Source organism: Pseudomonas sp. 37 R 15, assembly GCF_900004865.1.
In the GTDB taxonomy this organism is placed as follows: Bacteria; Pseudomonadota; Gammaproteobacteria; order Pseudomonadales; family Pseudomonadaceae; genus Aquipseudomonas; species Aquipseudomonas fluorescens_AM.
Map to the genome: position 1 here is coordinate 91653 of NZ_CVTV01000013.1, position 26296 is coordinate 117948.

Annotated in this window: 22 protein-coding genes; 7 read left to right on the plus strand and 15 right to left on the minus strand. The window is 62.3% G+C overall.

Annotated elements, in window-relative coordinates:
* Positions 1-52: 52 nt before the first annotated feature.
* Positions 53-1432: a DUF2868 domain-containing protein gene (locus BFQ04_RS03540; protein WP_065949611.1), complete on the plus strand. Its 1380-nt coding sequence runs from the start codon at positions 53-55 to the stop codon at positions 1430-1432.
* Positions 1425-2804 carry a DUF3482 domain-containing protein gene (locus tag BFQ04_RS03545; RefSeq protein WP_065949612.1) on the plus strand — a complete coding sequence of 460 codons (1380 nt, stop codon included), beginning with the start codon at positions 1425-1427 and terminating at the stop codon, positions 2802-2804. The genes BFQ04_RS03540 and BFQ04_RS03545 overlap by 8 nt, the downstream gene beginning before the upstream one ends.
* Before the next feature lie 30 nt (positions 2805-2834).
* Here the strand turns inward: BFQ04_RS03545 and BFQ04_RS03550 are convergent, their stop codons facing one another.
* From BFQ04_RS03550 to BFQ04_RS03580, 7 genes are all read right to left on the minus strand, one after another.
* On the minus strand, positions 2835-3389 hold the full coding sequence (locus BFQ04_RS03550) for a hypothetical protein (RefSeq protein WP_065949613.1): 555 nt from the start codon (positions 3387-3389) through the stop codon (positions 2835-2837).
* Positions 3390-3522: 133 nt separating this feature from the next.
* Complete coding sequence (locus BFQ04_RS03555; RefSeq protein WP_065949614.1) at positions 3523-4662, minus strand: TIGR03364 family FAD-dependent oxidoreductase; 1140 nt, start codon at positions 4660-4662, stop codon at positions 3523-3525.
* Between the two features lie 125 nt (positions 4663-4787).
* Complete coding sequence (locus tag BFQ04_RS03560; RefSeq protein ID WP_065949615.1) at positions 4788-5810, minus strand: putative 2-aminoethylphosphonate ABC transporter substrate-binding protein; 1023 nt, start codon at positions 5808-5810, stop codon at positions 4788-4790.
* 20 nt (positions 5811-5830) lie between these two features.
* On the minus strand, positions 5831-7543 hold the full coding sequence (locus BFQ04_RS03565) for a putative 2-aminoethylphosphonate ABC transporter permease subunit (RefSeq protein WP_065949616.1): 1713 nt from the start codon (positions 7541-7543) through the stop codon (positions 5831-5833).
* Between the two features lies 1 nt (position 7544).
* Complete coding sequence (locus BFQ04_RS03570) at positions 7545-8609, minus strand: putative 2-aminoethylphosphonate ABC transporter ATP-binding protein (RefSeq protein ID WP_065949617.1); 1065 nt, start codon at positions 8607-8609, stop codon at positions 7545-7547.
* Between the two features lie 220 nt (positions 8610-8829).
* On the minus strand, positions 8830-9702 hold the full coding sequence (locus tag BFQ04_RS03575) for a LysR family transcriptional regulator (RefSeq protein WP_065949618.1): 873 nt from the start codon (positions 9700-9702) through the stop codon (positions 8830-8832).
* Positions 9703-9718: 16 nt separating this feature from the next.
* Positions 9719-11971 carry a heavy metal translocating P-type ATPase gene (locus BFQ04_RS03580; RefSeq protein WP_065949619.1) on the minus strand — a complete coding sequence of 751 codons (2253 nt, stop codon included), beginning with the start codon at positions 11969-11971 and terminating at the stop codon, positions 9719-9721.
* Between the two features lie 85 nt (positions 11972-12056).
* Here BFQ04_RS03580 and cadR point away from each other — a divergent pair, with 85 nt between their 5' ends.
* Positions 12057-12497 (plus strand): Cd(II)/Pb(II)-responsive transcriptional regulator, encoded by a 441-nt coding sequence (cadR, locus tag BFQ04_RS03585; protein WP_065949620.1) that lies wholly within the window; start codon positions 12057-12059, stop codon positions 12495-12497.
* A 125-nt stretch (positions 12498-12622) separates the two neighbouring features.
* Here cadR and BFQ04_RS03590 read toward each other — a convergent pair whose 3' ends face one another.
* Together BFQ04_RS03590 and lgt are read right to left on the minus strand one after the other, a co-directional pair.
* Positions 12623-13456, minus strand: a complete 834-nt coding sequence (locus BFQ04_RS03590) for a thymidylate synthase (protein WP_065949621.1) — start codon at positions 13454-13456, stop codon at positions 12623-12625.
* A gap of 51 nt (positions 13457-13507) precedes the next feature.
* Positions 13508-14320, minus strand: coding sequence for a prolipoprotein diacylglyceryl transferase (gene lgt / locus BFQ04_RS03595; RefSeq protein ID WP_057723439.1), 813 nt, complete (start codon positions 14318-14320; stop codon positions 13508-13510).
* A gap of 216 nt (positions 14321-14536) precedes the next feature.
* Here lgt and BFQ04_RS03600 point away from each other — a divergent pair, with 216 nt between their 5' ends.
* Positions 14537-15292: an NRDE family protein gene (locus tag BFQ04_RS03600; RefSeq protein ID WP_065949622.1), complete on the plus strand. Its 756-nt coding sequence runs from the start codon at positions 14537-14539 to the stop codon at positions 15290-15292.
* Positions 15293-15408: 116 nt separating this feature from the next.
* Here the strand turns inward: BFQ04_RS03600 and ptsP are convergent, their stop codons facing one another.
* Positions 15409-17688 (minus strand): phosphoenolpyruvate--protein phosphotransferase, encoded by a 2280-nt coding sequence (ptsP, locus tag BFQ04_RS03605; RefSeq protein ID WP_065887067.1) that lies wholly within the window; start codon positions 17686-17688, stop codon positions 15409-15411.
* Between the two features lie 22 nt (positions 17689-17710).
* Positions 17711-18190, minus strand: a complete 480-nt coding sequence (locus BFQ04_RS03610; protein WP_053128161.1) for an RNA pyrophosphohydrolase — start codon at positions 18188-18190, stop codon at positions 17711-17713.
* Between the two features lie 143 nt (positions 18191-18333).
* Between BFQ04_RS03610 and BFQ04_RS03615 the strand changes: the two genes are divergently transcribed.
* Positions 18334-18990 (plus strand): histidinol-phosphatase, encoded by a 657-nt coding sequence (locus tag BFQ04_RS03615; RefSeq protein WP_065949623.1) that lies wholly within the window; start codon positions 18334-18336, stop codon positions 18988-18990.
* A gap of 95 nt (positions 18991-19085) precedes the next feature.
* Here the strand turns inward: BFQ04_RS03615 and BFQ04_RS03620 are convergent, their stop codons facing one another.
* Entirely contained in the window at positions 19086-19499 is a 414-nt protein-coding gene (locus BFQ04_RS03620) for a DUF2269 family protein (protein WP_065949624.1), read from the minus strand.
* 40 nt (positions 19500-19539) lie between these two features.
* Positions 19540-21054: a threonine ammonia-lyase, biosynthetic gene (gene ilvA / locus BFQ04_RS03625; protein ID WP_065949625.1), complete on the minus strand. Its 1515-nt coding sequence runs from the start codon at positions 21052-21054 to the stop codon at positions 19540-19542.
* Positions 21055-21191: 137 nt separating this feature from the next.
* On the opposite strand from ilvA, the gene rpiA reads away from it, so the two are divergent.
* Both rpiA and BFQ04_RS03635 read left to right on the plus strand, forming a co-directional pair.
* A complete protein-coding gene (gene rpiA / locus BFQ04_RS03630; RefSeq protein ID WP_065949626.1) occupies positions 21192-21863 on the plus strand; it encodes a ribose-5-phosphate isomerase RpiA in 672 nt (223 codons plus the stop codon).
* A gap of 351 nt (positions 21864-22214) precedes the next feature.
* On the plus strand, positions 22215-24161 hold the full coding sequence (locus BFQ04_RS03635) for an autotransporter domain-containing protein (protein ID WP_065949627.1): 1947 nt from the start codon (positions 22215-22217) through the stop codon (positions 24159-24161).
* On the opposite strand, the gene BFQ04_RS03640 is transcribed toward BFQ04_RS03635, so the two are convergent.
* Entirely contained in the window at positions 24162-25070 is a 909-nt protein-coding gene (locus BFQ04_RS03640; RefSeq protein ID WP_065949628.1) for an SdiA-regulated domain-containing protein, read from the minus strand.
* A gap of 120 nt (positions 25071-25190) precedes the next feature.
* Entirely contained in the window at positions 25191-26117 is a 927-nt protein-coding gene (locus BFQ04_RS03645) for an SdiA-regulated domain-containing protein (protein ID WP_065949629.1), read from the minus strand.
* Positions 26118-26296: the final 179 nt, after the last annotated feature.

Sequence of the window (26296 nt, forward strand, 5' to 3'; positions counted from 1 at the left end):
ACAGGGCGCACAGCGGTTATGCTCCAACCTCACGAACACAACAGGATGGCGCGTGACTGCACTGAACCCGCTGCACACACTCTGGCTGACCGAAGCCGTGCGCCTGCGCGAAGAACACGCCGGGCCCCTGGAGGACCTCGAAGCCAACCGGCTGGCCCGCACGGGCGGCGGTGATTTGCCGACGCGCATCGTGCATCGCGCGCTGCACCTGGCCGAACGCGATGGCCTGACGGGCGCGCTCACTCGCTGGTTGCAAGGCGCGCGCCTGGCCCTGGTACTGCTGGCGATAGTCGCGGTTATCAGCGGCGCCGGCCTGGCGTTTGCCGCGCTGGGCAATGGCCTGGCGCCGGTGAATGTGTTCTGGGCCCTGGGCAGCCTGCTCGGCCTGAACCTGATTGTGCTGCTCAGTTGGGCCCTGGGCCTGGTGTTTGCCGGCGAACACAGTGCCAGCCTCGGTCGCCTGTGGCTGTGGCTCAGTGAAAAACTCGCCCGCGACGCCAAGGCCGCGCAACTGGCGCCGGCGCTGCTGCTGTTGCTGCAACGCCAGAAACTCAACCGCTGGGCGGTCGGTGTGCTGGTCAATAGCCTGTGGTTGCTGGCGCTGCTCAGCGCGATGGTGATTTTGCTGATGCTGCTCGCCACCCGGCGTTACGGCTTTGTGTGGGAAACCACCATACTCGGTGCCGACACCTTCATCGCCGTCACCCAGGCCCTCGGCACCCTGCCCGCCCTGCTCGGTTTCACTGTACCGACAGTTGAAATGATCCGCGCCAGCGGCGATTCCGCCCTGAATATCGAAAGCGCCCGCCAAGCCTGGGCCGCCTGGTTGGTGGGCGTATTGCTGGTCTACGGCCTGCTGCCCCGGCTGATCCTCGCCCTGCTCTGCCTGTGGCGCTGGAAGATCGGGCGTGCGGCGTTGCGTCTGGACCTCAACCTGCCCGGCTACGCCCAACTGCGCGAACGCCTGATGCCCAGCAGCGAGCGGCTGGGCGTCAATGATGCGGCGCCGGAACACCTGCACCACGTGACCGGAGGCGTCAGCGAGCTGCAAAGCGATGGCGCGCTGCTGGTCGCCATCGAACTGGACGACCAGCGTCCCTGGCCACCCAAAATGCCCGGCAATGTGAAGAACGCCGGCATCCTCGACAGCCGCGAATCGCGCAACAAACTGCTGGAGCAGATCACGCGCTTCCCACCCGCGCGCCTGGCCATCGCCTGCGACCCACGCCGCTCGCCCGACCGCGGCAGCCTGGCGTTGATCGCCGAACTGGCGCGCAGCGCCACCGCCACGCGCGTGTGGCTGCTGCAAGCGCCGCCCGGCCAGGCGCTGGACGCCGAGCGCCTGGGCGACTGGCACAGCGCGCTGCAGCAACTGGAACTGCCCTTCGCTGACTGCGCGCCGCTGAACTGGCTGGAGACAGGTCATGACTAAACCGCTGAAGCTCGCCGTGGTCGGCCATACCAATGTGGGCAAGACCTCGCTGCTGCGCACCCTGACCCGCGATGTCGGGTTTGGCGAAGTCTCCCATCGCCCCAGCACCACGCGGCATGTGGAAGGCGCACGCTTGTCGGTGGACGGCGAAGCCTTGCTGGAGCTGTACGACACCCCCGGCCTGGAAGATGCCATCGCCCTGCTCGACTACCTGGAACGTCTGGACCGCCCCGGTGAACGCCTCGATGGTCCGGCACGCCTGGCGCGGTTCCTGGAGGGCAGCGAGGCGCGCCAACGTTTCGAACAGGAAGCCAAGGTGCTGCGCCAACTGCTGGCCTCGGACGCGGGCCTGTATGTGATCGATGCCCGCGAGCCCGTGCTGGCCAAGTACCGCGACGAGCTGCAAGTGCTGGCCAGTTGCGGCAAACCATTGCTGCCGGTGCTCAATTTCGTCAGCAGCGCCGACCACCGCGAACCGGACTGGCGCGAAGCCCTGGCCCGCCTCGGCCTGCATGCGCTGGTGCGTTTCGACAGCGTGGCGCCGCCGGAAGATGGCGAGCGCCGATTGTATGAAAGCCTGGCCCTGCTGCTGGAAAGCGCACGACCGCAGTTGCAACGGCTGATCCTTGATCAGGAGGCCCAGCGCCAGGCCCGCCAGCAAAGCGCCGCGCGCTTGATCGCCGAATTGCTGATTGACTGTGCCGCCTGCCGCCGAAGTGTGGTGACCGAAGATGAACCCCAAGCCATCAGCGATTTACGCAAGGCCGTGCGCCAGCGCGAGCAAAAGTGTGTTGAGGCTCTGCTCAAGCTGTTCGGCTTCCGCCCGCAGGATGCCGCCGCCAGCGACCTGCCGCTGCTGGATGGCCGCTGGGGCGATGATTTGTTCAACCCCGAAACCCTCAAGCAGCTCGGTGTGCGGGTCGGGGGCGGGATTGCCGCAGGCGCAGCGGCCGGTGCCGGTGTCGACCTGCTGGTCGGAGGCCTGACCCTGGGCGCTGCCGCCCTGGCCGGTGCAATTGCCGGCGGCGCGCTGCAAACGGCGCGCAGTTATGGCAGCCGCCTGCTGGGCAAGATCAAAGGCCAGCGCGAGCTGACTGTGGATGACAGCGTGCTGCGCCTGCTCGCCCTGCGCCAGCGCCAGTTGCTCAAGGCCTTGAACCTGCGCGGGCATGCGGCGATGCATAGCATCAAGGTCGATACCCCCCAGGACAAGACGTGGCGCGAAGGTAAAATGCCGGAACCGCTGAACAAGGCCCGGGCCTATCCGCAGTGGTCGTCGCTCAACGCCCACGCCAAACTGAGCCAGACGGAACGTCAGGAGCAGGTCGAAGCATTGTCCGCCCTGCTTGAAGACCCCGTGCTGGCGCCTTGAGGCGTGGCGTCTCGCGGCGCAATGGCCACATCAAGTCCCGCTGACGCGTTGGTCGTACCATTTGAACGCCAGGAAGTTACGGCACATCGAGCTGACCAATGCCTTGTCAGCCCTGTCGATCACGCCGTTTCTATCCATATCGGTACGGCTGAAAGACTCCAGCACCCCGTTACCGTCGGCATCATAGCCAGCAGCCTGGTACGCCAGCGTGGCTTTGCGCACCGGGCTGCGGCGGTCCAGGAAGTTCAGTTGAACGCCGCTGGGCGGACTCTCCTGATCGTCCTGGATCGCGGCAATGACCAGCGTACGCTGCCGACTTTCCCCCCTGTTGAACCAGTGCAATTGCAAAAAGGTATTAGCGAACGCCTTGAGCAGGTAACTATCAATGACATTGCTTTGCCCGTCGAAATTAATGTCCCCGGCGAATTGGAAATCCACCGCTTTATCGGCATTCATATCAACAGCCACCGCTTCATGGCATAACTGATCGATGCCATCGGGGGAGCTTTCATAGAAATGCAGAATCACGGTGTCAGCCAGGCCGTTGCCACCACGATCCTGGGCGGTGGCTTTTAAATAACGCATCAGTACGGCTCCGTTGATCAGAGCAAGCACCTTACTGAGCGCTGCAATGTTGATTCCAGACGCTGCGTCCGCGTCCACCGTCTGAATTGCGCCAATCTCTTGAAGGCAACCAAAAACCGTAGTGCCTTGGCCCTCATGGTGACACCGTTCCCCACAACGCTGCGATGTTTCGCTCGGCCAGCGCCGGCCCCACACTCATGCCTACGCCGGTATGCATGAGCACAACATTGAGCCCCGCAGCCACCTGCAAGACCGAGAACGGCGCCGGCCCACGCGAGCCATACACGCCCTGCCAACGCTCCACCACCTGGATTTTGCAGCCGAGGGTCTGCTCGGCCAGCTCGATCAGCCAGTCATCGACCTGCTCGGCGTTGAAGGGCGATGCATCGCTGCCATAATCGTGGGAATCGCCGATGATCAAGTCGCCATGGGGCGTGGGGCTGATCAGCAGGTGAATCCCGTGCGCCTGCAGGTGCGGCGTTTCGCGCAGGATCTGCGCCTGTACCGCGGCGGCCTCGGGCAAGTCGGCAAACGCACCGTAATGCACGCAGCTGAGGCCGGTCAGCAAGGCATGTTGCAGGTTCAGGTCATGCGCCGGCCGTGCCCGCAGCATTTGCAGGCGGCAGACTTGCGGGTTGAGTGCGGCCATCGATTCGGCCAGCAGGGTCTGGTAGTCGTGACCGGAACACACAATGATCTGCTCGCCGCGAAAACGCCCCGCCGTACTGTGCAACTGGCCCGGCTCGACATCATGCACCAGGGTGGAAAAGTGAAACTCCACGTTCAGCGCTTGCGCCAAATAGTTGATCAGCGCCGGGATCGCTTCGCGCGAATAGAGTTGCTGGTCGTCCCTGCCATGCAGCGCGGCGCGGTGATGGCGGAATTGGCCAGCGTACAGGTCATTCAAGGCCGCGCCTTGCAGCAGCTCGACGTTGTAGCCGTGCTCGCGGGCACGCCCGAGGCAAAAGGCTTCGAGCAGATGCGCTTCGGCTTCGGTACGGGCGAACAGGTAGGCGCCATTGCGCTTGAGCGCAAACCCGGCCACCTGCGCCCAATGCCCCCAGATATCGCGGCTTTGCCGCGCAAGATCGAGCATCGGCCCCGGCGGCTGGCCGGTGACCAGCGCCTGGCCGAAGTTGCGCACCGAAGCGCCCAATGGTGTGGCGCTGCGTTCGAAGACCTTGACCTTGAGACCGCGTTTGGCGGCAGCGTAGGCGTGGGAGAGGCCGAGGATGCCGGCGCCGACAATCAGCAGGTCGCTGTGGTGTGTCATGTAGTGATGTCCTGTTTTCAAGACCGCTATCGGGGGCAAGCCCCCTCCCACATTTGAACCGTGTTTGCAGATCAAGAGTGGGAGGGGGCTTGCCCCCGATGAGGCCATCAGCCCAAACCGAGAAATTACTGACCCGCCACCTTCTCCGACTTCCCGTCATAACGCTTGCGCCACTCAGCCAGGATGCTGTCGCGATTCTTCGACGCCCACACAAAGTCGTTCCTGATCAACCGTTGCTCATAGTCGGCCGGCAATTCGGTCTGCGGCTTGGCGATCCCCGGTTGGGCGAGCACGGCGAAATTGTCCTTGTACAGCGCCATCGCCGCCGGGCTTGCAGAGAAGTCCGCGAGTTTTTTCGCAGCCTCGGCATGGGTCGTGCCCTTGATCACCGCCGTCGCTTCGATCTCCCAGCCCAGGCCCTCTTTCGGCAGGATGATGTCCAGCGGTGCGCCCTGGCGCTTCAACTGCACGGCCGGGTATTCAAACGAAATCCCGATCGGGAACTCACCGGATGCCGCCAACTTGCACGGCTTGGAGCCGGAGTGAACGTACTGGCCGATGTTCTGGTGCAGGTCGTCCATGTACTGCCAGCCCTGCTTCTCACCGAAGGTCTGCAACCAGGCGCTCACGTCCAGGAAGCCGGTGCCGGAGGAGGCCGGGTTGGGCATCACGATCTTGCCCTTGTACTCAGGCTTGGTCAGGTCCTGCCAGCTCACCGGTTTGCTCAGGCCCTGCTTTTCGGCCTCCACCGTGTTGAAGCAAATGGTCGCAGCCCATACATCCATACCGACCCAGGCCGGCGGGTTGGCGGTGTCGCGGTAGTTTTTGCCGATCTTGTCCAAATCCTTGGGCGCGTAGTTGTCCAGCAGGCCTTGCTGGTCGAGTATCGCCAGGCTGGAGGCGGCCAGGCCCCAGACCACGTCAGCCTGTGGGCGGTCTTTCTCGGCCAGCAGCTTGGCGGTGATGATGCCGGTGGAGTCGCGCACCCACTTGATCTCGACGTCGGGGTTGGCCTGTTCGAAGGCCTTTTTGTAGGTCTTCAACTGTTCGGCTTCGAGCGCCGTGTACACGGTCAGCTCAGTCTTGGCAAAGGCATTCAGGCTCAATGCAGTGAGTACGGCAGCGACCAGCGCCAGGGGTTTGAACATGGAATACCTCCTTTGAAGGATCATTGCCCGGGCGCGGTCTGGCGCCAGGCCTGGGAGCGGCGCAAGGCGCCACGTGAAGCCCACGCCAGCAGCAGCGAGACACCGCCAGAGGTGAACAGAATCAGGGTCGACATGGCCGCCGCGCCGCCCACATTGCCGGCGTCGTCCATGTTCAATACGGCGACGGCGGCGAGGAGGGTGTCGGGGCTGTAGAGAAAGATCGCAGCGGAGACGGTGGTCATTGCCGACACGAACAGGTAACGCAGAATATCCAGCAACGCGGGCAGGCAGATCGGAACCGTCACTTTCAGGTAATGGCGGTAGAGCGGCGCCTTGAGGGACAACGCGGCGGCTTCGAACTCGGCGTCCAGCTGGCGCAGTGCGGTGGTGGCGGTCATTTGTGCAGTGGTCAGGTAGTGAGCAATGGTGCACACCACCAGCAGCGCCATGCTGCCGTAGAACACATGCAGCGGGTTGCCGCCGAGGTTGAAAAAGAACACGTAGCCCAGGCCGAGCACCAGGCCCGGCACGGCCATCGGCACAAAGCTGAGCAGGCGCAGGGCCAGATTCAGGCCCGTTTGGCCCTTGGTCTTTTCCATCAAATAGGCGCCGGTGAAGATCAGCACACTGCCGATCAGCGCCGTGCACAGCGCCATGGTCAGGCTGTTGCGATAGGCCAGCCAACCGCCGCCGGCGGTGTCTTCGAACTGATAGTGGTTGAGCGACAGCGACAGGTTATAGGGCCAGAATTTGACCAGCGAGGAATACACCGCCATGCCGAACACCAGCAGCAGCGCCGCGCAGATCAGCAGCACGATTGCCAGGTAGCAGCCATCCCTTGGACGCGACGGCAGCGGTTGAAAGACCTGGGCACGGCCGCTCATGGCATCACCGTGACGGCGGCGCAACCACGCATCCACGCCAAAGCTGAACAGCGCCGGCAACAGCAGCACCATGCCGATCAACGCGCCACGCCCGAATTGTTGCTGACCGACCACGGCCTTGTAGGCTTCCAGTGCCAGCACCTGGTAGTCCCCACCTACCACCACCGGCACGCCGAAGTCGGTGATGGTCAGGGTGAACACCAGGCAGAACGCCGCGAACACCGCCTGGCGCGTGGCCGGCCAGGTGATGCTGCGAAACGCCCGGGCGGGGCTGGCGCCCATGCTGGAGGCGGCGTCGAACAAGCGCGCATCCGCCAGCGACAAGGCGGACAGCAGAATCATCAGGGCGTGTGGGAAGGTGTAAATCACTTCGCCCAGAACAATGCCCCAGAAGCCGTAGATATTGTCCGAGAGCAACCCGCGCAAGAGCCCCTGGTTGCCGAACAGATACACCAACGCGATGCCCGGTAACATCGAGGGCGCCATCAATGGCAGCAGCGACACGCCGCGCCAGATGACTTTGCCGGGAATCAAGGTGCGCTGCAGCGCGTAGGCAAACAGATAGGCCAGCGGTACGACGATGGCCGCTACGCTCAAGGAGACTTTCAGGCTATTGCCCAGCAACCAGTGGAAATTGGCGCTGGTCAGCAATGCCCGTGCGGCGATCAGGCCACCGCCCTGCCCGGCTTCACTGCTCAAGCCACGCCAGAAGATCGCCAGCAGCGGCAGCAGCACCGCCACCACCAACAGGCCCAGCCAGAGCCATTTGCCGCCGACCACGAAGAGGCGGTCGCCCCACTCGGCGCGAGCCATCTGACGCGGCAGCGGCACGCTCATGACCGCAGCCATCTCAGGCAAACACCTGCAGGCTGCGCGGCGGCAACGCCACCCAGATATCCTGGCTGCCCAGGCGCGGCATGTCGTGTGGCGTAAGTTCGGCCAGCAATGCGTGGCCCGGTAGCTGCGCCAGTTCGAAGCTCATGCGGCAGCGGTTGCCCAGAAAAGTGATCTCGCGGACCTTGGCCGCAAACAGGTTTTCTTCATGCACCGGCGGATTCACGCTGATGGCTTCCGGTCGGCAGAACAGGCGCCCGGATGTGGCCATGCCGGCGTCGTCGGCCAGACGCATATTCAGGCCACCGACCTGGGCGTGGCTGGCGCTGTTGCGGCTGAACGGCAACCAATTGCCCTGGCCGACAAACTCCGCCACGAACGGCGTGGCCGGGCGGTTGTAGATATCCTGAGGCGTCGCGTATTGCTCGACCTTGCCGTTGTTCATCACGGCGATACGGTCGGCCATCAGCATGGCTTCGTCCTGATTGTGGGTGACCATCAGCGTGGTGATGCCCAGGCGTCGTTGCAGTTGGCGCAGTTCGGTGCAGAGGTGCTCGCGAACCTGGGCATCGAGGGCGGACATCGGTTCATCCAGCAGCAATAACGAAGGTGCCGGTGCCAGGGCACGCGCCAGGGCTACTCGCTGCTGTTGCCCGCCGGACAATTGGCCGGGGTATTTCTTTTCGCTGCCGAGCAGGCCGACCAGTTCAAGCATCTGCCCGACACGCTTGCGCACCTCATCGCGGCCGCTGCCGGTAAGGCCGTAGCCGATGTTCGCTTCTACGGTCAGGTTGGGAAACAGCGCGTAGGACTGGAACAAGATGCCGTAGTCCCGCGCCTGGGGCGGCAGCCGGGAAACATCGCGGTCACCCAGGTAAATTTCGCCGCCGTCCTGGCGCTCAAGGCCGGCGATGCAGCGCAGCATGGTGGTCTTGCCGCAGCCGGACGGGCCCAGCAGGCACACCAGCTCGCCGGCGGCGACATCCAGCGACACGTTGTCCAGCGCGGTAAAGGCGCCGAAGCGTTTCTGGATGCCGCGCACCTTCATCGGTGCGCCGGGGTGGGTCAGGGCTGTGTGCATGGTGGCGCCTCATCGAACGGATGAAGGCCATGCTAGGGGCGGAATACTTCGCTGATGTGGCAGAAGGGCAAAAGGGCGTGATAGGGGTATTGGTGGATTTGGGTTGTGCCTGATCTACCGCTATCGGGGGCAAGCCCCCTCCCACATTTTGACCACATTCTCATGTTGGAACTCGGTCAACTGTGGGAGGGGGCTTGCCCCCGATAGGCCCTCAAGCCAGTCACAACACCTGAAGTGGCGACATTTCCTGAGCCAGGCCAAGGAAAGCCGCCGGCAGTCGCGCACCTTTGCGCTCCTTGAGGCAGTACAGATACTCCGGAATCTGCGGCGCATTCTCAAGGGTCAGCACCTTCAGCTGTGGATCATGCGGCACTTCCTGTCGCGCAATGATGCTGATGCCGATATTGCGCAGCACCGCCTCGCGGATCGATTCACGACTGCCGATTTCCAGCAGCGGCCCATAGCTGACGCCAGCCCCCTGGAGCATGTCTTCCGTCAGCCTGCGGGTGGTGGACCCCGCTTCACGCATCAGCAGCGTATGCCCGGCCAGCGCAGTCAACGGCACATGATCAAGCCTGGCCAACGGATGGTTGCGATGCACCGCCAATACCAGAGGATCAGTGCCCAGCACGCGGCGCACCAGACGGGAGTCTTCCAGCAATTGCGACGAGGCGGCAACGTCAACGCGGTAGTCGTCCAGCGCTTCGAGCACCTGCTGGGAGTTGCCGATTTCCACCGACACTTCCACTTGCGGCAGGCGTTCGCGAAAGGCTTTGACCAGATCGAGAATGTAGTACGGCGCCGTCGCAGCAATGCGCAAGGTACCTTGAACCTGGCCGTTGTTACGCAGGAAAAACTCGATATCCGCTTCCTGTTGCAACAGCGCCTTGACCATCGGCAACAGCCGCGCGCCTTCATCGCTCACCGTCAGACGGCGACCGCCACGGTAGAACAGTTCAACGCCGTATTGGCTTTCCAGGTTGCGAATCTGGGTGGTGACCGTGGGCTGGCTCAGGCCGAGTTTTTTCGCCGCCTGGGTGATGCTGCCCAGGCGGGCGACCTTGTAAAACGCCTTCAGCTCAGCACTCAGCACACCGCCCTCTCATCGTCTATTTGCGCAACAGGCGCAGGCCATTGAACACCACCAGCAGGCTGACGCCCATGTCGGCGAACACCGCCATCCACATGGTCGCCATGCCCAGGAACGTGACCGCCAGGAAAATCGCCTTGATCACCAGCGCCAGGGCGATGTTCTGCTTGAGGATACTCGACGTTTGCCTGGAGAGCCGGATGAATGCGGGAATCTTGCGCAGGTCATCGTCCATCAATGCCACGTCGGCGGTCTCGATAGCGGTGTCGGTGCCCGCCGCGGCCATGGCAAAGCCGATTTCGGCACGGGCCAGGGCCGGAGCGTCGTTGATGCCGTCGCCGACCATGCCGACGCGGTAGCCCTGGCCGTAGAGCGTTTCAATCGCCTGCAGTTTATCGGTGGGCAACAAGTCGCCCCGGGCCTGATCGATACCAACCTGAGCCGCAATCGCCTGGGCGGTGTGGGTGTTATCACCGGTCAGCATCAACGTCTTGACGCCCAGGTCGTGCAGTTGCCGGATGGCTTCGCGGCTGCTGTCCTTGACGGTGTCGGCCACCGCGAACAATGCCAGCGGGCCGGACTTGTCGAGCAGCAACACCACGGATTTGCCCTGTTTTTCCAGGGCGAAGAGTTTCTCCTCCAGCGCCGGCGAGCACAGCCCGAGGTCTTCCACCAGACGGTGGTTGCCCAGATGGTAGGTTTCGCCGTTTATGTCACCGCGCACACCACGGCCGGGCAATGCCTCGAAGTTATCCACAACGTGGGACGGCAGATTTTTATCCACCGCCGCGTTGGCGATGGCCAGGGACACCGGGTGGTCGGAGCGTCCTGCCAGACTCGCGGCCAGGGCCGGCGCGCTGTCCTGCACGCTGTCGAACAGCGGCACATAGTCGGTTTGCACCGGCTTGCCGTGGGTGAGGGTGCCGGTCTTGTCCAGGGCCAGGTAGTCGAGCTTGTAACCGCCCTCCAGGTACACGCCGCCCTTGATCAGGATGCCTTTGCGCGCCGCCGCCGCAAGGCCGCTGACGATGGTCACCGGAGTGGAAATCACCAGGGCGCACGGGCACGCGACCACCAGCAACACCAGGGCGCGGTAGATCCAGTCGAACCAGAGGCCTGCCATGAACAGCGGCGGGATGACGGCCACGCCCAGGGCAAACAGGAACACCGCCGGGGTGTAGATTTTCGAGAAGCTGTCGACAAAACGCTGGGTCGGTGCGCGCGCGCCCTGGGCCTGCTCCACGGCGTGGATGATTCGTGCCAGGGTGGAGTTGTTGGCCGCCGCGGTCACTTTGTATTCCAGGGAACCGGCCTGGTTGATGGTACCGGCGAAGACTTTATCGCCCACGGTCTTTTCAATCGGCAAGCTTTCACCGGTGATCGGAGCCTGGTCGATGGTGGATTGACCAGCGCTCACCTCACCGTCGAGACCAATGCGCTCGCCAGGCTTAACCCGCACAATGGCGCCAAGATCGATGCTTTTGACGTCCTGTTCCATCCAGGAACCATCGGCTTGCCGCACGGTGGCCTGTTCCGGGGTCATCTGCATCAAGCCGCTGATGGCATTGCGCGCACGGTCCAGGGACTTGGCTTCGATCAACTCGGCCACCGTAAACAGGAACATCACCATCGCCGCTTCCGGCCACTGGCCAATCAGCACCGCACCGGTCACGGCGATACTCATCAGTGCGTTGATGTTCAGGTTGAGGTTTTTCAGGGCAATCCAGCCCTTTTTGTAGGTGGTGAGGCCGCCGCTGAGGATCGATACCAGCGCCACCAGGGCGATCACCCAGGTCGGTGCAATGCCGCTGAAATGCAGGACCTCGGCGCCCAACGCGCCCACGCCCGACACAGCCAGCGGCCACCAGTGTTTCTTGGCAGGCGGGGCGGCGGCAGGCGTGCCTTCTTCAATCGGGTCGGCCTGCATGCCGATGGATTTAATGGCGTCGATGATCGGCGCAGTGCTCGGCAGATCGTGGGTGACGCCGAGGATGCGGTTGATCAGGTTGAATTCCAACTGCTGCACGCCGGCAAGCTTGCCCAGTTTGTTCTGGATCAGCGTCTGTTCGGTAGGGCAGTCCATCGCTTCGATGCGGAAGGTACTCAGGCGCGAGCCGGCGGTGGGGGCGTCGCTCAGTTGCACCCGCGCAGGCGCCGGTGCGCCGGAACAGCAGGCGCCGCCGTGGTCATGCACCGGCTTGAGCGTGTGCTCGCCGTGATCGTGATCGTGATCGTGGTCGTGCTTGTGCGGGGTGTGGAGGGAATCGCTCATGGTGTCGCGTCCGGAAAGGTGCCTGTTGCCAAGTAAAGACCCTGTAGCCACTATAGGGTCAAGCACCCATTTGGAGATTGCTGCGATGAAGATCGGTGAACTGGCCAAACTGACCGACTGCCCGGTGGAAACCATCCGTTATTACGAGAAGGAAGGCCTGCTGCCACCCCCCGCGCGCACGGACGGCAACTACCGCGTGTACACCCAGGCGCATACCGAGCGGCTGATCTTTATCCGCAACTGCCGCAGCCTGGACATGACACTGGAAGAAATCCGCAGCCTGCTCAGCCTGCGCGACAGCCCTCAGGACCAATGTGAAAGCGTGAATGCGTTGATTGATGAGCACATCCACCATGTGAAAGCGCGGATCGATGGGCTGCTGGCGTTGCAGGAGCAATTGCTGGACTTGCGCCAGCGCTGCGGGGGTGGGGAGCCGTGTGGAATCCTGCAGCAGTTGGAAGTCAGCGGCGCGATTGCCGCCAGCGAGGCCGAGCCCTCGCACGTGGGCAGAAGCCACGGCCATTAGAGTGAACACAAATCAACTGTGGGAGGGGGCTTGCCCCCGATAGCAGTGTGTCAGTCAGAATATTGGGTACTGACACACCGTAATCGGGGGCAAGCCCCCTCCCACATTTTTGACCGAGACAGGCTTCAGATCGCGACTTCAGCCTTGATGCTCGGGTCGGCGTCATAGCCAACGATTTCAAAGTCTTCGAACCGGTAGTCGTAAATCGACTCAGGCTTACGCTTGATCACCAGTTCCGGCAGCTTTTTCGGCGTGCGCGCCAGCTGGGTCCGGATCTGTTCCATGTGGTTGCTGTAGGCGTGGGTATCGCCGGTGGTGACGATGATCTCGTGGGGGATCAGGTCGCACTGCTGCGCCAGCATATGGGTGAGCAACGCCAGCGCGGCGGTGTTGTAGGGCAGGCCAAGAAACACATCGGAGCTGCGGATGTACAACTGCATCGACAGATGGCCGTCGTGCACGAACGCCTGGTACAGCAGGTGACACGGCGGCAGCGCTTGCTTGCCGTTGCGCGCGTTTTCCTGGGGGCTCTTGGTTTCGTCCGGCAGGTATTCGACGTTCCAGCCGTGGAACAGGATGCGGCGGCTGTTGGGGTTGGTCTTGAGCGTGTGAACCATGTAGTCGATCTGGTTGATCGTGCCGCCGTCCTTGGTAGGCCAGGCGGTCCACTGCTCGCCGTACACCGGGCCCAGGTCGCCGTCTTCGGTGGCCCATTCATCCCAGATGCGCACGCCGTTTTCGTTAAGCCACTTGATATTGGTGTTGCCGCTCAACATCCAGATCAGCTCGTTGGCGATGCTTTTGAAGTGCAGTTTCTTGGTGGTCAGCAGCGGGAAGCCGTCGGCCAGGTTGTGCCGATACTGGCGGGCGAACACGGCCCGGGTGCCGGTGCCGGTACGATCGCCCTTGGTCAGGCCATTGGTCACGACGTCGTGCAGGAGTTCGAGGTATTGCTTCATGTAATTACCCGTATCGTTGAAGCCAGGACCTCCTGGTCCTGGCATTCGAATTTAAAGCGCGGCGTTCTTCAGCGGTTGCGGACGGTTGTACGCCCACCACAACAGGCCCAGGCCCGCCAGGATCATCGGAATACTGAGGACCTGGCCCATGGTCAGCCAGCCCCACGCCAGGTAGCCCAACTGCGCGTCCGGGACCCGCACGAACTCGACGATGAAGCGGAAGATCCCGTAGAACAGCGCGAACATCCCGGACACCGCCATGGTTGGGCGAGGTTTACGCGAAAAGAGGTAGAGGATGAGGAACAATGCCACACCTTCCAGGGCGAATTGGTACAGCTGCGACGGATGGCGCGGCAGTTGCGCCGGGTCGCTGAACGGCGGGAACACCATGGCCCACGGCACGTCGGTGGGCTTGCCCCACAGCTCGGCGTTGATGAAGTTACCGATGCGCCCGGCGCCCAGGCCGATAGGGACGAACGGTGCGACGAAGTCCATCAACTGGAAGAACGACTTGCCGTTGCGCCGGCCGAACCACCAGGCGGCGATCATCACGCCGACAAAGCCGCCATGGAACGCCATGCCGCCTTTCCACACTTCGAAGATCAGCGTCGGGTTGGCGATATACGCCGACAAATCGTAAAACAGCACATACCCCAGGCGCCCGCCGACGATTACCCCCATCGACATCCAGAACACCATGTCGGAGAGTTTCTCCTTGGTCCAGGTCGGGTCGAAACGGTTCAGGCGCCGGGAAGCCAGCAGCCAGGCACCGCCGATGCCGATCAGGTACATCAACCCGTACCAGTGGATTTTCAGCGGACCGATGGCCAGGGCCACCGGATCGATCTGCGGGTAAGGCAGCATTGCGACTCCTCGTTAAACATTTAGTCATGACGCATCGGACCATGCCGATGCGCGATTAAGCCTGCGTTACAGCTGCGAGATCAAATTAAGAAGTTCACATACACGCCCAACGGCCCGGCATGTTAACGGATGGAAGGTGCGCGGCCCAACTTCGTTGCGATGGAACGCTGGCCGTTGTGTGGGTAGAGTGAGAAAAAACACACGAGGGATCGCCCGATGTGCCTGATTGTCTTTGCCTGGCGGCCGGGCCACGCCCAGCCGCTGATCGTTGCGGCCAACCGCGATGAGTTCTACGCCCGGCCCAGCCTGCCGCTGGCGCAATGGCCGGATGAGCCCCGGGTCTACGCCGGCCGCGACCAGGAGGCGGGCGGCACCTGGCTGGGGGTTAACGCCGATGGGCGCTTTGCCGCGCTGACCAATATCCGCGACCCGCACCAGCCACCGTCGCGCAAGTCCCGCGGCGAGCTGGTGGCCCGCTTTCTCAGCGGTTCGCTGCCGATTGACGATTATCTGGCGGATGTTAACGGACGTTCGATCGAATACGCCGGGTTCAACCTGCTGGTGGGAACGCCGGATGAGTTGTGGCATTACAACGCCAACGAGGCCGAGCCGACGCGGTTGAAGGCCGGCGTGTATGGCTTGTCCAATGCCGGGCTGGATACGCCCTGGCCGAAGTTGCTCAAGGCCAGGGCGGCACTCGCAGACATCCTCGACAATCCGCAGCCGCAGGCGTTACTGGGGATTTTGAGCGACCCGCAGACCGCACCGTTCGTCGAGCTGCCGGATACCGGCGTCGGCCTGGCGACGGAAAGCCTGTTGTCGAGTGTGTTTATCGCCAGCCCCAGCTACGGAACACGGGCGAGCACGGCGCTGATTGTGAATGCCGACGGCACGCGGCGGATGGTGGAGCGCAGTTTCGGGCCGCAGGGAGGCCGCTTGGGCGAGGTCGAACTCAATGTCCGAACACTCTGAAAATCAAATGTGGGAGGGGGCTTGCCCCCGATTGCGGTGTACCAGTACCAGATACTCTGACTGACACACTGCTATCGGGGGCAAGCCCCCTCCCACGTTTTGCTTTGCGCCAGGCTTTAGAGGGTTTTCGCAGAAGCCGGATTGATCATCCGCGTCAGCCCCAGATTCTTCAGCGCCAATTGCAGCGAGCTGTGGATAACTTGCGGGTTGTCGATGGTCATCAGCTCGGCCAGCAAATCCTTGGCCATGCTCAATTCAACCTGGCGCAGCATCCACTTCACTTTCGGCAAGTTGGTGGCGTTCATCGACAGGCTGTCAAAGCCCATCGCCATCAACAGCACCGCCGCCGCCGGGTCGCCAGCCATTTCCCCGCAGATACTCACCGGCTTGCCTTCGGCATGGGCGTCGCGCACGACGTGTTGCAGCGCTTGCAGCACGGCCGGGTGCAGGTAGTCGTAAAGATCGGCGACCCGCGGGTTGTTGCGGTCCACGGCCAGCAGGTACTGGGTCAGGTCGTTGGAGCCGACGGACAGGAAGTCCACCTGCCGCGCCAGTTCCTTGGCCTGATACACCGCCGCCGGAATTTCGATCATCACGCCAATCGGCGGCATCGGCACGTCGGCGCCTTCGTCGCGCACTTCACCCCAGGCGCGGTGGATCAGGTGCAGGGCTTCTTCCAGCTCGTGGGTGCCGGAGATCATCGGCAGCAGGATACGCAGGTTGTTCAGGCCTTCGCTGGCCTTGAGCATGGCGCGGGTCTGCACCAGGAAAATTTCAGGATGGTCGAGGGTGACGCGAATACCGCGCCAGCCGAGGAAGGGGTTGTCTTCCTTGATCGGGAAATACGACAGTGACTTGTCGCCGCCGATATCCAGGCTGCGCATGGTCACCGGCAACGGGTGGAAGGCTTGCAGTTGCTCGCGATAAATCGCCAGCTGCTCCTTCTCACTCGGGAAACGCTGGTTGATCATGAACGGCACTTCGGTGCGGTACAGCCCGACCCCTTCCGCGCCGCGCTGTTGCGCACGAGCCACATCGGCCAGCAGGCCGGTATTGACCAGCAGCGGCACGCGGTGGCCGTCGATGGTCACGCACGGCAGTTCGCGCAATGAGTCCAGGCCCAGCGCCAGTTGTTTCTCTTCCTCGACCACTTCGGCGTATTGCTTGCGCAGCAATTCGCTGGGGTTGGTGAAGACTTCGCCGCGATGGCCATCGACGATCATGTCGATACCATCCACCTTGGAATACGGCAGGTCCACCAGGCCCATCACCGTCGGGATGCCCATGGCACGGGCCAGGATGGCCACGTGGGAGTTACCCGAACCCAATACCGAGACCAGGCCCACCAGTTTGCCCTCAGGCACTTCGCCGAGCATGGTGGCGGTCAGTTCTTCGCTGATCAGGATGGTGTTGTCGGGGTAGACCAGGTTGGTGGTGCGGTCTTCCTGCAGGTAGGCGAGCAGACGGCGACCCAGGTCACGCACATCCGAGGCCCGTTCGCGCAGGTAGGCGTCGTCCATCATTTCGAAACGGTTGACGTGATCGGTGACCACCTGGCGCAGTGCGCCCTGGGCCCACTGGCCGGTCTTGATCACGGTCTTGACTTCATTACCCAGGGACGCGTCGTCCAGCATCATCTGGTAGACATCGAACAGCGCACGCTCTTCGGGGCGCAACTGGGTCGCCAGCTTGGTCGACAGGTTGCGCATGTCGGCGCGCACGCCTTCCAGGGCGGTCTTGAACAGTTTGATTTCAGCGTCGATGTCATCGACGGTCTTGTCCGGCACCACGTCGAGGTCGGCCGGTGGCAGCATGACCACGGCGGTACCCACGGCGGCCCCCGGCGAACCCGGCACGCCGACGAACTTGGCTTCCTGGATGCCCTTGCCCTGGCGCCCCAGGCCGCGAATCGAGCCGGTGGCTTCGGCGTGGGCGATAACCCCGGCGAGCTGCGCGCTCATGGTCACCAGGAAGGCTTCTTCACCTTCGTCGAACTGACGGCGTTCTTTCTGTTGGATGACCAGCACGCCGACGACGCGGCGGTGGTGAATGATCGGTGCGCCGAGGAACGAGGCGTAGCGTTCTTCGCCGGTTTCGGCAAAGTAGCGATAACGCGGGTGATCGGCCGCATTTTCAAGGTTCAGGGGCTCTTCACGCGTCCCTACCAGGCCCACCAGACCTTCATTGGGCGCCATGCTGACTTTGCCGATGGAGCGCTTGTTCAAGCCCTCCGTGGCCATCAGCACAAAACGGTTGGTCTCGGGGTCCAGCAGGTAAACCGAGCAGACCTGGCTGCCCATGGCTTCCTTGACGCGCAACACAATAATCCCCAACGCCGCCTTGAGATCCTTGGCGGAGTTAACTTCCTGGACGATCTTGCGCAGCGTATTGAGCATGGCTCGGGGTCGAACTCCGTCGTCAGTCGCGCGATAAAAGGCGCGGGGCAAGCTCTTTGAGAGCGCGACGATAAACCTCGCGCTTGAATGTCACCACCTGGCCCAGCGGGTACCAATAACTGACCCAGCGCCAGCCATCGAACTCCGGTTTACCGGTCAAATCCATCCGCACCCGCTGCTCATTGGAGATCAGGCGCAGGAGAAACCATTTCTGCTTCTGGCCGATACACAGCGGTTGGCTGTGGGTACGCACCAGGCGTTGCGGCAAACGATAGCGCAACCAGCCACGGGTACAGGCCAGAATTTGCACATCTTCGCGCTCAAGGCCGACTTCTTCGTTCAACTCACGGTACAAGGCGTCTTCAGGGGTTTCGTCGGGGTTGATCCCACCTTGAGGAAACTGCCAGGCATCTTGGTTGATTCGGCGAGCCCATAGCACCTGTCCGGCATCATTCGTGAGAATAATCCCGACATTAGGACGGAAACCATCGGGGTCGATCACGGCAACAACCTCGCAAACGCATATCACCGCATTGTTCCACAAAGCTTCCTCCAGCGGCAACGAGGCTTCTTACCTTATGTGCACTCTTGTGAAAAGACCGTATTCTGGACGCCTTTTTACAGACTTTTCAGCGAGTAACTGCAATGCGCCTGGCTTTATTCGACTTGGACAACACCCTGATCGGCGGTGACAGCGACCACGCCTGGGGCGATTATCTGTGTGAACGCAAGATCCTCGACCCGGTGGCCTACAAGGCCCGCAACGACGCGTTCTACCAGGACTACCTGGCCGGCAAGCTGGACAACGCTGCTTACCTGAACTTCTGCCTGGAAATCCTCGGCCGCACCGAGATGGCTCAGTTGGACGAATGGCACAGCGACTATATGCGCGACTGCATCGAGCCGATCATATTGCCCAAGGCCATGGAACTGCTGGCCAAACACCGCGCCGCCGGCGACAAGCTGGTGATCATCACCGCCACCAACCGTTTCGTCACCGCGCCGATTGCCGCACGCCTGGGCGTTGACACCCTGATCGCCACCGAATGCGAGATGGAAAATGGCCGCTACACCGGACGCAGCACCGATGTGCCGTGCTTTCGCGAGGGCAAGGTGACGCGATTGAGCCGTTGGCTGGAGGAGACCGGGTATAGCCTGGAGGACAGCTACTTCTATAGCGATTCGATGAATGACCTGCCGCTGCTGGAGCAGGTGACGCACCCGGTGGCGGTGGACCCGGATCCCAATCTTCGCGCTGAGGCTGAACGGCGTGGTTGGCCGGTCATCACGCTGCGCAGCTGATAAAGCTATCGGGGGCAAGCCCCCTCCCACACTTGGAACGCATTTCAAAGGTGGGAGGGGGCTTGCCCCCGATGCAGGCGACGCGGTCTCAAGCCTTAAACCGGCTTGGCCCCCATCAACCCTGCAATCGCCACAAACCCCAGCAGGCTGACCACCGCCAGCACCAGGGTGAAATTCAGGCTACCACCCTCGCCCTTACGCAGCCGATTGAGCCGCGCCACCAGCCAGAACCACGCCAGCGCCGCCACGGTGTAGAGAATGCTGGAGCCCAGAATCCAGGTTTGCCCCAGCGGCCAGCCGGTCAGGTGCACCAGCCACCAACCGGTGAACGGCATGCTGACCAGGCAAATGCCCATCAGCAGCCACACGAACGCCCACGGGCGTTGTACCGTCACCGTCGGGCCGGCGCTGCGCTTGCGCCAGGCCAGTACCGCCAGGCCGATGCCGCTGAGCAGCAGCAACACCGTGGCGGCGATGTGGATAACCTTGAGGGTGGTCAGCGTTTCCATAGTCTCGATTCCTTGAAGGCCGCTCAGTCAGCTTAGTCGCTCAACCGAGGAACAACTGGTAGGCCGGGTTTTCGCTTTCATCCCAGTACGGGTAGCCGATTTGCGCCAGGGCCGCCGGCACCAGGTGGCGCTCGGCCGCCGGCACTTGCAGCCCGGCGACCACACGGCCATCGGCTGCGCCGTGGTTGCGATAGTGGAACATCGAGATGTTCCAGCGCCCGCCCAGTTTGTTAAGAAAGTTGAACAACGCCCCCGGCCGTTCCGGGAACTCGAAACGAAACACCAGTTCGTCGCTGACCTTGGCTGCATGCCCGCCCACCATATGGCGAATGTGTAACTTGGCCAATTCGTTTTCGGTCAGGTCCAGCACCGGGAAACCCTGGTCGGTGAGGCTTGCGATCAACGCCCTGCGCGGATCGTTTTCCGGGTGGGTCTGCACGCCGACGAAGATGTGCGCCTCGCTGCCGGTGTGATAGCGGTAGTTGAACTCGGTAATCTGGCGCTTGCCCACCGCCTCGCAGAACGCCTTGAAGCTGCCCGGCTTCTCGGGGATGGTCACGGCGATGATGGCTTCGCGGCCTTCACCCAGCTCGGCACGTTCGGCCACATGGCGCAGGCGGTCGAAGTTGACGTTGGCGCCCGAATCGATGGCGACGAAGGTCTGGCCGCTGACGCCCCGGGTCTCGACGTACTTCTTGATCCCGGCCACGCCCAATGCACCTGCCGGTTCGGTGATGGAGCGGGTGTCGTCGTAGATGTCCTTGATCGCTGCACAGATTTCATCGGTGCTAACGGTAATCACTTCATCCACATAGTCTTTGCAGATGTCGAAGGTGTGCTGGCCGATCTGCGCCACCGCCACGCCATCGGCGAAAATGCCGACGGTCGGCAACACCACGCGCTCACCGGCTGCCATCGCCGCTTGCAGGCAGTTGGAGTCGTCCGGCTCGACGCCGATGATCCTGATCTCCGGGCGCAGGTATTTCACGTACGCCGCAATACCGGCGATCAGCCCGCCGCCGCCCACCGGCACGAAGATCGCATCCAGCGGCCCGGGGTGCTGGCGCAGGATTTCCATCGCCACGGTGCCCTGCCCGGCAATGGTGTGCGGATCATCGTAGGGGTGAATGTAGACGTAGCCTTTTTCATCGACCAGCTTGAGCGAGTAGGCCAGCGCTTCCGGGAAGGAGTCACCGTGCAATACCACTTTGCCGCCACGGGAGCGCACGCCTTCGACCTTGATTTCCGGCGTGGTCTTGGGCATCACGATAGTCGCCTTGACCCCCAGCACCTTGGCCGCCAGGGCCAGGCCCTGGGCATGGTTGCCCGCCGAGGCGGTGACCACGCCACGTGCGCGCTCTTCGGCACTGAGCTGGGTCAGTTTGTTGTAGGCGCCGCGAATCTTGAACGAGAACACCGGCTGCAAGTCTTCACGCTTGAGCCAGATCTGATTGCCCAGCCGCTCGGAAAGCTGGCGGGCAGTCTGCAAGGGTGTTTCTACGGCAACGTCGTAAACGCGCGAGGTGAGGATCTTTTTGACGTAGTGTTCAAGCATCGGCAGGCATCTACTTCGGGGGTTGGGCAGGACCACGGAGTCTAACCCGGGTTTTGGCCGGGAGACCACACGAATCCCAAGGTTTGTTGGGGTATACTCGCCGCCCTCGATAACTCCCCGCCCGCTCCGGAGCCCGCATGACCCAGGATCAACTCAAACAGGCAGTGGCCCAGGCCGCCGTCGATTTAATCCTTCCCAAACTCGACGACAAGAGCGTCGTCGGTGTCGGCACCGGCTCCACTGCCAACTGCTTTATCGATGCGCTGGCCCAGCACAAAGGCGCGTTCGATGGCGCAGTGGCCAGCTCCGAAGCGACCGCCGCACGCCTCAAAGGCCATGGCATTCCGGTGTACGAGCTCAACACCGTAAGCGACCTGGAGTTCTACATCGACGGCGCGGACGAAAGCGATGAACACCTGAACCTGATCAAGGGCGGCGGCGCAGCCCTGACCCGCGAGAAGATCGTCGCGGCGGTGGCCAAGACCTTCATTTGCATCGCCGACGCCAGCAAGCTGGTGCCGGTACTCGGTGCTTTCCCGCTGCCGGTGGAAGTCATCCCGATGGCCCGCAGCCACGTGGCCCGCGAGCTGGTCAAACTGGGCGGCGACCCGGTGTACCGCGAAGGCGTGTTGACCGATAACGGCAACATCATCCTCGATGTGTTCAACATGCAGATCACCCACCCGGTTGAACTGGAAACCCGGATCAACGCCATTGTCGGCGTGGTCACCAACGGCCTGTTCGCCGCACGCCCGGCGGACGTGCTGCTGTTGGGCACCCCGGAAGGCGTAAAAACGCTCAAAGCCTAAAAACACCACAACTCCAATGTGGCAGTTCTAATGTGGGAGGGGGCTTGCCCCCGATAGCGGTATATCAGTACCCGATAGGCTGACTGACACACTGCAATCGGGAGCAAGCCCCCTCCCACATTTGATATGTGCTCCACTCTGGATTTATGTAACACAAACGCTACTTTTCGCAGCACTCCTCTCCAAAACCGTGCGCTCTGTCACGGCCCGCCTGGTATCCAATCCGTTACAAATTACAACCAGGCGACCCACGCGTTTACCAATGCGCCAATTCGCAGCCGCCCACGGAATGAGGCGCGCATTGTGCAAAGCGTCTGGGCTTGAACCTCCCATCATCTCAAGGAAGACCCTGTGATAAAGCCCCTAGCCCTCGCTGTCAGCGTTGCCGGCGCCCTGCTGTCGACACACTTGCAGGCCTATGACTACGGCCAGCACGCCAACACCACCCTGGAAAAGCTGATCAACGACTACCCCGGCCGTTATCGCGGCACCGCCAATTTCGCCGGCGCCGCCGATTGGATGCAGAGCCAGATGGGCACGGCCTACAACCTCAGTCGGCAAAACTTCACCTGGAACAACGGCAGTCGCGCCTCGCAAAATGTCATGGCCTACGCCGCCGGCACCAAGGCGCAGTACGTAGTGATTGGCGCGCACTTCGACACCTACTTCGGCCGCCCCACTCTGCAAGGCCTGGATGACAACGGCTCCGGCGCCAGCGTGCTGACCGAGGTGGCGAAGAACCTGGGCGGGCTGCAACTGGAAAATGGTTTGCAGGTGGTCGGCTTCGGCGCGGAAGAAGAAGGCCTGCGCGGCTCCAGGGCCTTCGTCGACTCACTGAGCGCAAGCCAGCGCGCCAATATGCTCGCGATGATCAACCTCGACAGCCTGATCACCGGCGACATGATGTACGCCCACGCCGGTCAGAACAGTACGGCCAACCCGGGCCTGGCGGCGTTGCGCGAACACACCTTCCAGATCGCCAGGGAATTGAATATCCCCTTGTTCACCAACCCCGGCCTGGACCCGCAATACCCCAAGGGCACCGGCTGCTGCAGCGATGGCGAACCGTTCGAACCGCTGAATATCCCGATCCTGTATATCGAGGCCACCAACTGGGAGCTGGGCGACCTGGACGGCTACACCCAGACCGACAACCCGAAAATCCCCGGCGGCTCGACCTGGCACGACCCGAGCGAAGACAACAAAGCCGTGCTCACCGACGCCTTCGGCCAGGCGCGCATCGACCAGCGCCTGCGCGACTATTCGCGCCTGCTCAGCCGCCTGGTGCTGGAGCTGACCAACGCCGATTTGATGGCCTCGACCGCCTCGGGCGGCGCCGTCGCCCGCAATATGCAGGACAACCTGCAGCGCCAGCATCAGGCGCTGGTGCGCCTGCATGATCGCCGCTGGCTGACCCTGCAGGCCGCCAGTCGCGAGGTCGGCAGCTTTGATGGCGAGGTCGGCGTTGACGGGGAATACAACCCGGACAATGGCTTCGACACCCCGCTCAACCCTGAGGCCCGCCGCTTGGGTGTGCACGCGTTGGGCGACTATCAACTCAGTTCAAGCCTGAACATCGGCGCCAGCCTGAGCTACCTCAACGGGCGCGACAAACTGGAGCATCGCGGCAAACTGGACAGCGACACCTGGCAAGCATCGGTCTACGCCCTGCTCAACGACGGCGGGCCGAGCTGGCTGGCCGGTGACCTGAGCGTCGGCCATACGCGCTTTGATTCCAAGCGCAACCTGCTGATTCAGGCCAATGGCGGGCCGATCCTGCTCAACCAGCAACTGACCGGCAACACCGACGCTCTGTCCCTGGGCGCACGGGTGCTGGGCGGCTATGACTTCGATTTCGGCGCAATCAAAAGCGGCCCTTTCGCCGGGCTCGATTACAGCCATTACCGCATCGATCAGTTCCACGAGAAGCAGAACCTGCGCACGTCCCTTGAGTACGAAGAACAGACATTCGACTCCCTGGAAGCCAGCCTGGGTTGGCGCGTGCGCGGAGCCGTCGCCCTGCCTTACAGCATGAGCCTGATGCCTTACGGCAATCTCGCGTGGGTCAAGGAACTGGCCGACGGGCGTCTCGACGAGCTGCAACTGACCGCCCGCGCCGATGGCCAGGCGCGCACGGCCAAACTGGGCTCAGTCGACAAAAGCTTCGGTCGCGCGCAGATCGGCAGCCAATTGGCGATTACCCCACAACTGGGGGTGTACGCCGAAGTGAACGGTCGGCTCGGCCATGCCGAGGGCAGCCAGACCGGCTACTCCCTGGGCGTACAGTGGATGTTCTGATCAGGGCTTTTTGAACACGTAAAACAGGTTCGGCTCACTGACCAGATACAGCGTGCCCTCGTCGTCCATGGCGACCCCTTCGGCCTGAGGCACACGTTTTTTCAGGCCATGGCGCCCGTTGAGCAGCGACAGACTGCTCAGCGGGCGACCGTCGATGTCCAGCTCCAGCACCAGAAACGACTCATCCGACAGCGCCAGCAAATGGCCGCTGCGCTCGTCGTATTGCAGGCTCGACAGGTCGCGCACAAACAACCCTGCATCGCGCTTGGGGTTGTTGATCACGTGCACCGAGTAGGTTTTTTCCGCCTTGACGTGGGGAAAACCGTGGACCTCATAAATCACCATCGGGTCGCGCTCCTTGGCGACGAACAGGCGCTTGCCCACCGAGTCATAGGCCAGGCCCTCAAATCCCTTGTTGCTGCCAATGTGCACGCCCAGGGTCATTTGCTCCGCATCGGCGGCATCGAGAAACTGGGTGTCGTCATCCACATGCACTTTGATCAGCCGCTGCTGACGCTCGTCGCTGATCACATAGATGTTGTCACTGATGAACTCCACCGCCTCGGCATCGCCAAACCCCACCAGGGGAATACGCCGCAGGATCTTGCCCTGCAGGGACAGCTCGACCAGCTCGGCGTTTTTATTGGTGACGGTAAACAGGCTTTTGCGCACCGGGTCGTAGGTGAGAGCCGACACATCGTCGTCGAGTCCTTCGATCACCTGGCCCTCCAGGGACACGCGGTAATCGGCCAGGCCTATGCTGCGTTCACCGGCTGGCTGATGCCACACTTGCCAGTTGAACCAGGCACGTTCGAACAGACGGAACTGCTGCGCAACGACCCCGGCGGCAACCAGGGCAATCAGAATCAAGATGACTAAAGCGGGTTTGGGGCGGGCAAGTCGACGCATCGGGGCGGGCTCGGTGAAAAAACTGGCGAATAGATATCAAGGTCGCCTGAATTTAAACTTAAACGCACCGGACTGCGCGGTAAATGCCGCTCATGGAGAATTCCCTGACGTAAACGTGCGTTATTTCTGTTTCTCAAAACGATAAAACAGATTCGGCTCGCTGACGATATACAGCGTACCGCTCTCGTCCATGGTCACGCCTTCGGCACGCGGGATGGTGTCCTTCAGACCATTGAAGCCACCCAGCAAGGTCATGAAGCTGACTTGCTCACCCTTCTCGTCCAGCTCCAGCAACAGGTGGGAGTCGGCCGACAGTACCAGCAGATGCCCGGTACGCGGGTCCACGGCCAGCGCCGAGAGGTTGCGCATATCAAGCTCGGTGCTGGCCAGTTTTTGCTTGTCGCCAACCAGGGTCTGGCTGCCGCTGCTTTTCCAGGTGAACAGCGCCGGTGGGCGCTCTTCGCCCAACACGAGCTGCTGGTTGCGCTTGTCCCAGGTAATAGCTTCAAAGGCTTTGTTCTGGTCCGCGGACGGGCCAAGGTCATAACTGGGGAAATCGGCCTTGTTCAACGCCGTGGTGCCCGCGTCGACCTTGATGAGGGTCAGGCTGTGCTGGCGCTCATCGACCACGGCCATCAGGCCATTCTCCATCACCGTCACGCCTTCCGGGTTGTTCCAGCCATTGAGCGGCATCTTGCGCAGCACATCGCCTTGCAGGCTCAACTCCACCAGGAACGGGTTCTTGCCCATCACAGAAAACAGGGTTTTGGTCTGGGGGTTGTAGGACAGGTCCGAAGCCTCATCCTTCTCCATACCCGGCAGCAGCTTGGCGTCTATGACCACGTGATAGTCCGGCAGCCACACACTCTCCCGGCGTTCGGCCGGGCTTTCAAAACCCTCCAGCACCCACAGCACACCACGATCGTCCCAGTGCATGGCCCAGGCGATGCCATACAGGATCGCACCGGCCAGAAACACCCAGGAATACCAGCGCATGGTCAGGCGCGAGCGAAGCGTAGGTTTGGAGGTGGGCAGAGGCACGGCCATGGGGCGCTTTTTCCGGAAAGTCGGCTGTAGGGGATAGCACAGGATCCAGAGGCCTGCGCGAGAAGTTCGGGATTATCCGGGTGGCGTGTGAAAAAAATGCAAAAGCGATAGTAGTGAACACACACAAAACCAATGTGGGAGGGGGCTTGCCCCCGATAGCGGAGTGTCAGGCACAGGTT

Coding starts and splice junctions, on each gene's coding strand:
- BFQ04_RS03545 (WP_065949612.1), top strand. CDS start 1,425: ATGACTAAACCGCTGAAGCTCGCCGTGGTCGGCCATACCAATGTGGGC.
- BFQ04_RS03550 (WP_065949613.1), bottom strand. CDS start 3,389: ATGCGTTATTTAAAAGCCACCGCCCAGGATCGTGGTGGCAACGGCCTG.
- BFQ04_RS03555 (WP_065949614.1), bottom strand. CDS start 4,662: ATGACACACCACAGCGACCTGCTGATTGTCGGCGCCGGCATCCTCGGC.
- BFQ04_RS03560 (WP_065949615.1), bottom strand. CDS start 5,810: ATGTTCAAACCCCTGGCGCTGGTCGCTGCCGTACTCACTGCATTGAGC.
- BFQ04_RS03565 (WP_065949616.1), bottom strand. CDS start 7,543: ATGGCTGCGGTCATGAGCGTGCCGCTGCCGCGTCAGATGGCTCGCGCC.
- BFQ04_RS03570 (WP_065949617.1), bottom strand. CDS start 8,609: ATGCACACAGCCCTGACCCACCCCGGCGCACCGATGAAGGTGCGCGGC.
- BFQ04_RS03580 (WP_065949619.1), bottom strand. CDS start 11,971: ATGAGCGATTCCCTCCACACCCCGCACAAGCACGACCACGATCACGAT.
- cadR (WP_065949620.1), top strand. CDS start 12,057: ATGAAGATCGGTGAACTGGCCAAACTGACCGACTGCCCGGTGGAAACC.
- BFQ04_RS03590 (WP_065949621.1), bottom strand. CDS start 13,456: ATGAAGCAATACCTCGAACTCCTGCACGACGTCGTGACCAATGGCCTG.
- lgt (WP_057723439.1), bottom strand. CDS start 14,320: ATGCTGCCTTACCCGCAGATCGATCCGGTGGCCCTGGCCATCGGTCCG.
- BFQ04_RS03600 (WP_065949622.1), top strand. CDS start 14,537: ATGTGCCTGATTGTCTTTGCCTGGCGGCCGGGCCACGCCCAGCCGCTG.
- ptsP (WP_065887067.1), bottom strand. CDS start 17,688: ATGCTCAATACGCTGCGCAAGATCGTCCAGGAAGTTAACTCCGCCAAG.
- BFQ04_RS03615 (WP_065949623.1), top strand. CDS start 18,334: ATGCGCCTGGCTTTATTCGACTTGGACAACACCCTGATCGGCGGTGAC.
- BFQ04_RS03620 (WP_065949624.1), bottom strand. CDS start 19,499: ATGGAAACGCTGACCACCCTCAAGGTTATCCACATCGCCGCCACGGTG.
- ilvA (WP_065949625.1), bottom strand. CDS start 21,054: ATGCTTGAACACTACGTCAAAAAGATCCTCACCTCGCGCGTTTACGAC.
- rpiA (WP_065949626.1), top strand. CDS start 21,192: ATGACCCAGGATCAACTCAAACAGGCAGTGGCCCAGGCCGCCGTCGAT.
- BFQ04_RS03640 (WP_065949628.1), bottom strand. CDS start 25,070: ATGCGTCGACTTGCCCGCCCCAAACCCGCTTTAGTCATCTTGATTCTG.
- BFQ04_RS03645 (WP_065949629.1), bottom strand. CDS start 26,117: ATGGCCGTGCCTCTGCCCACCTCCAAACCTACGCTTCGCTCGCGCCTG.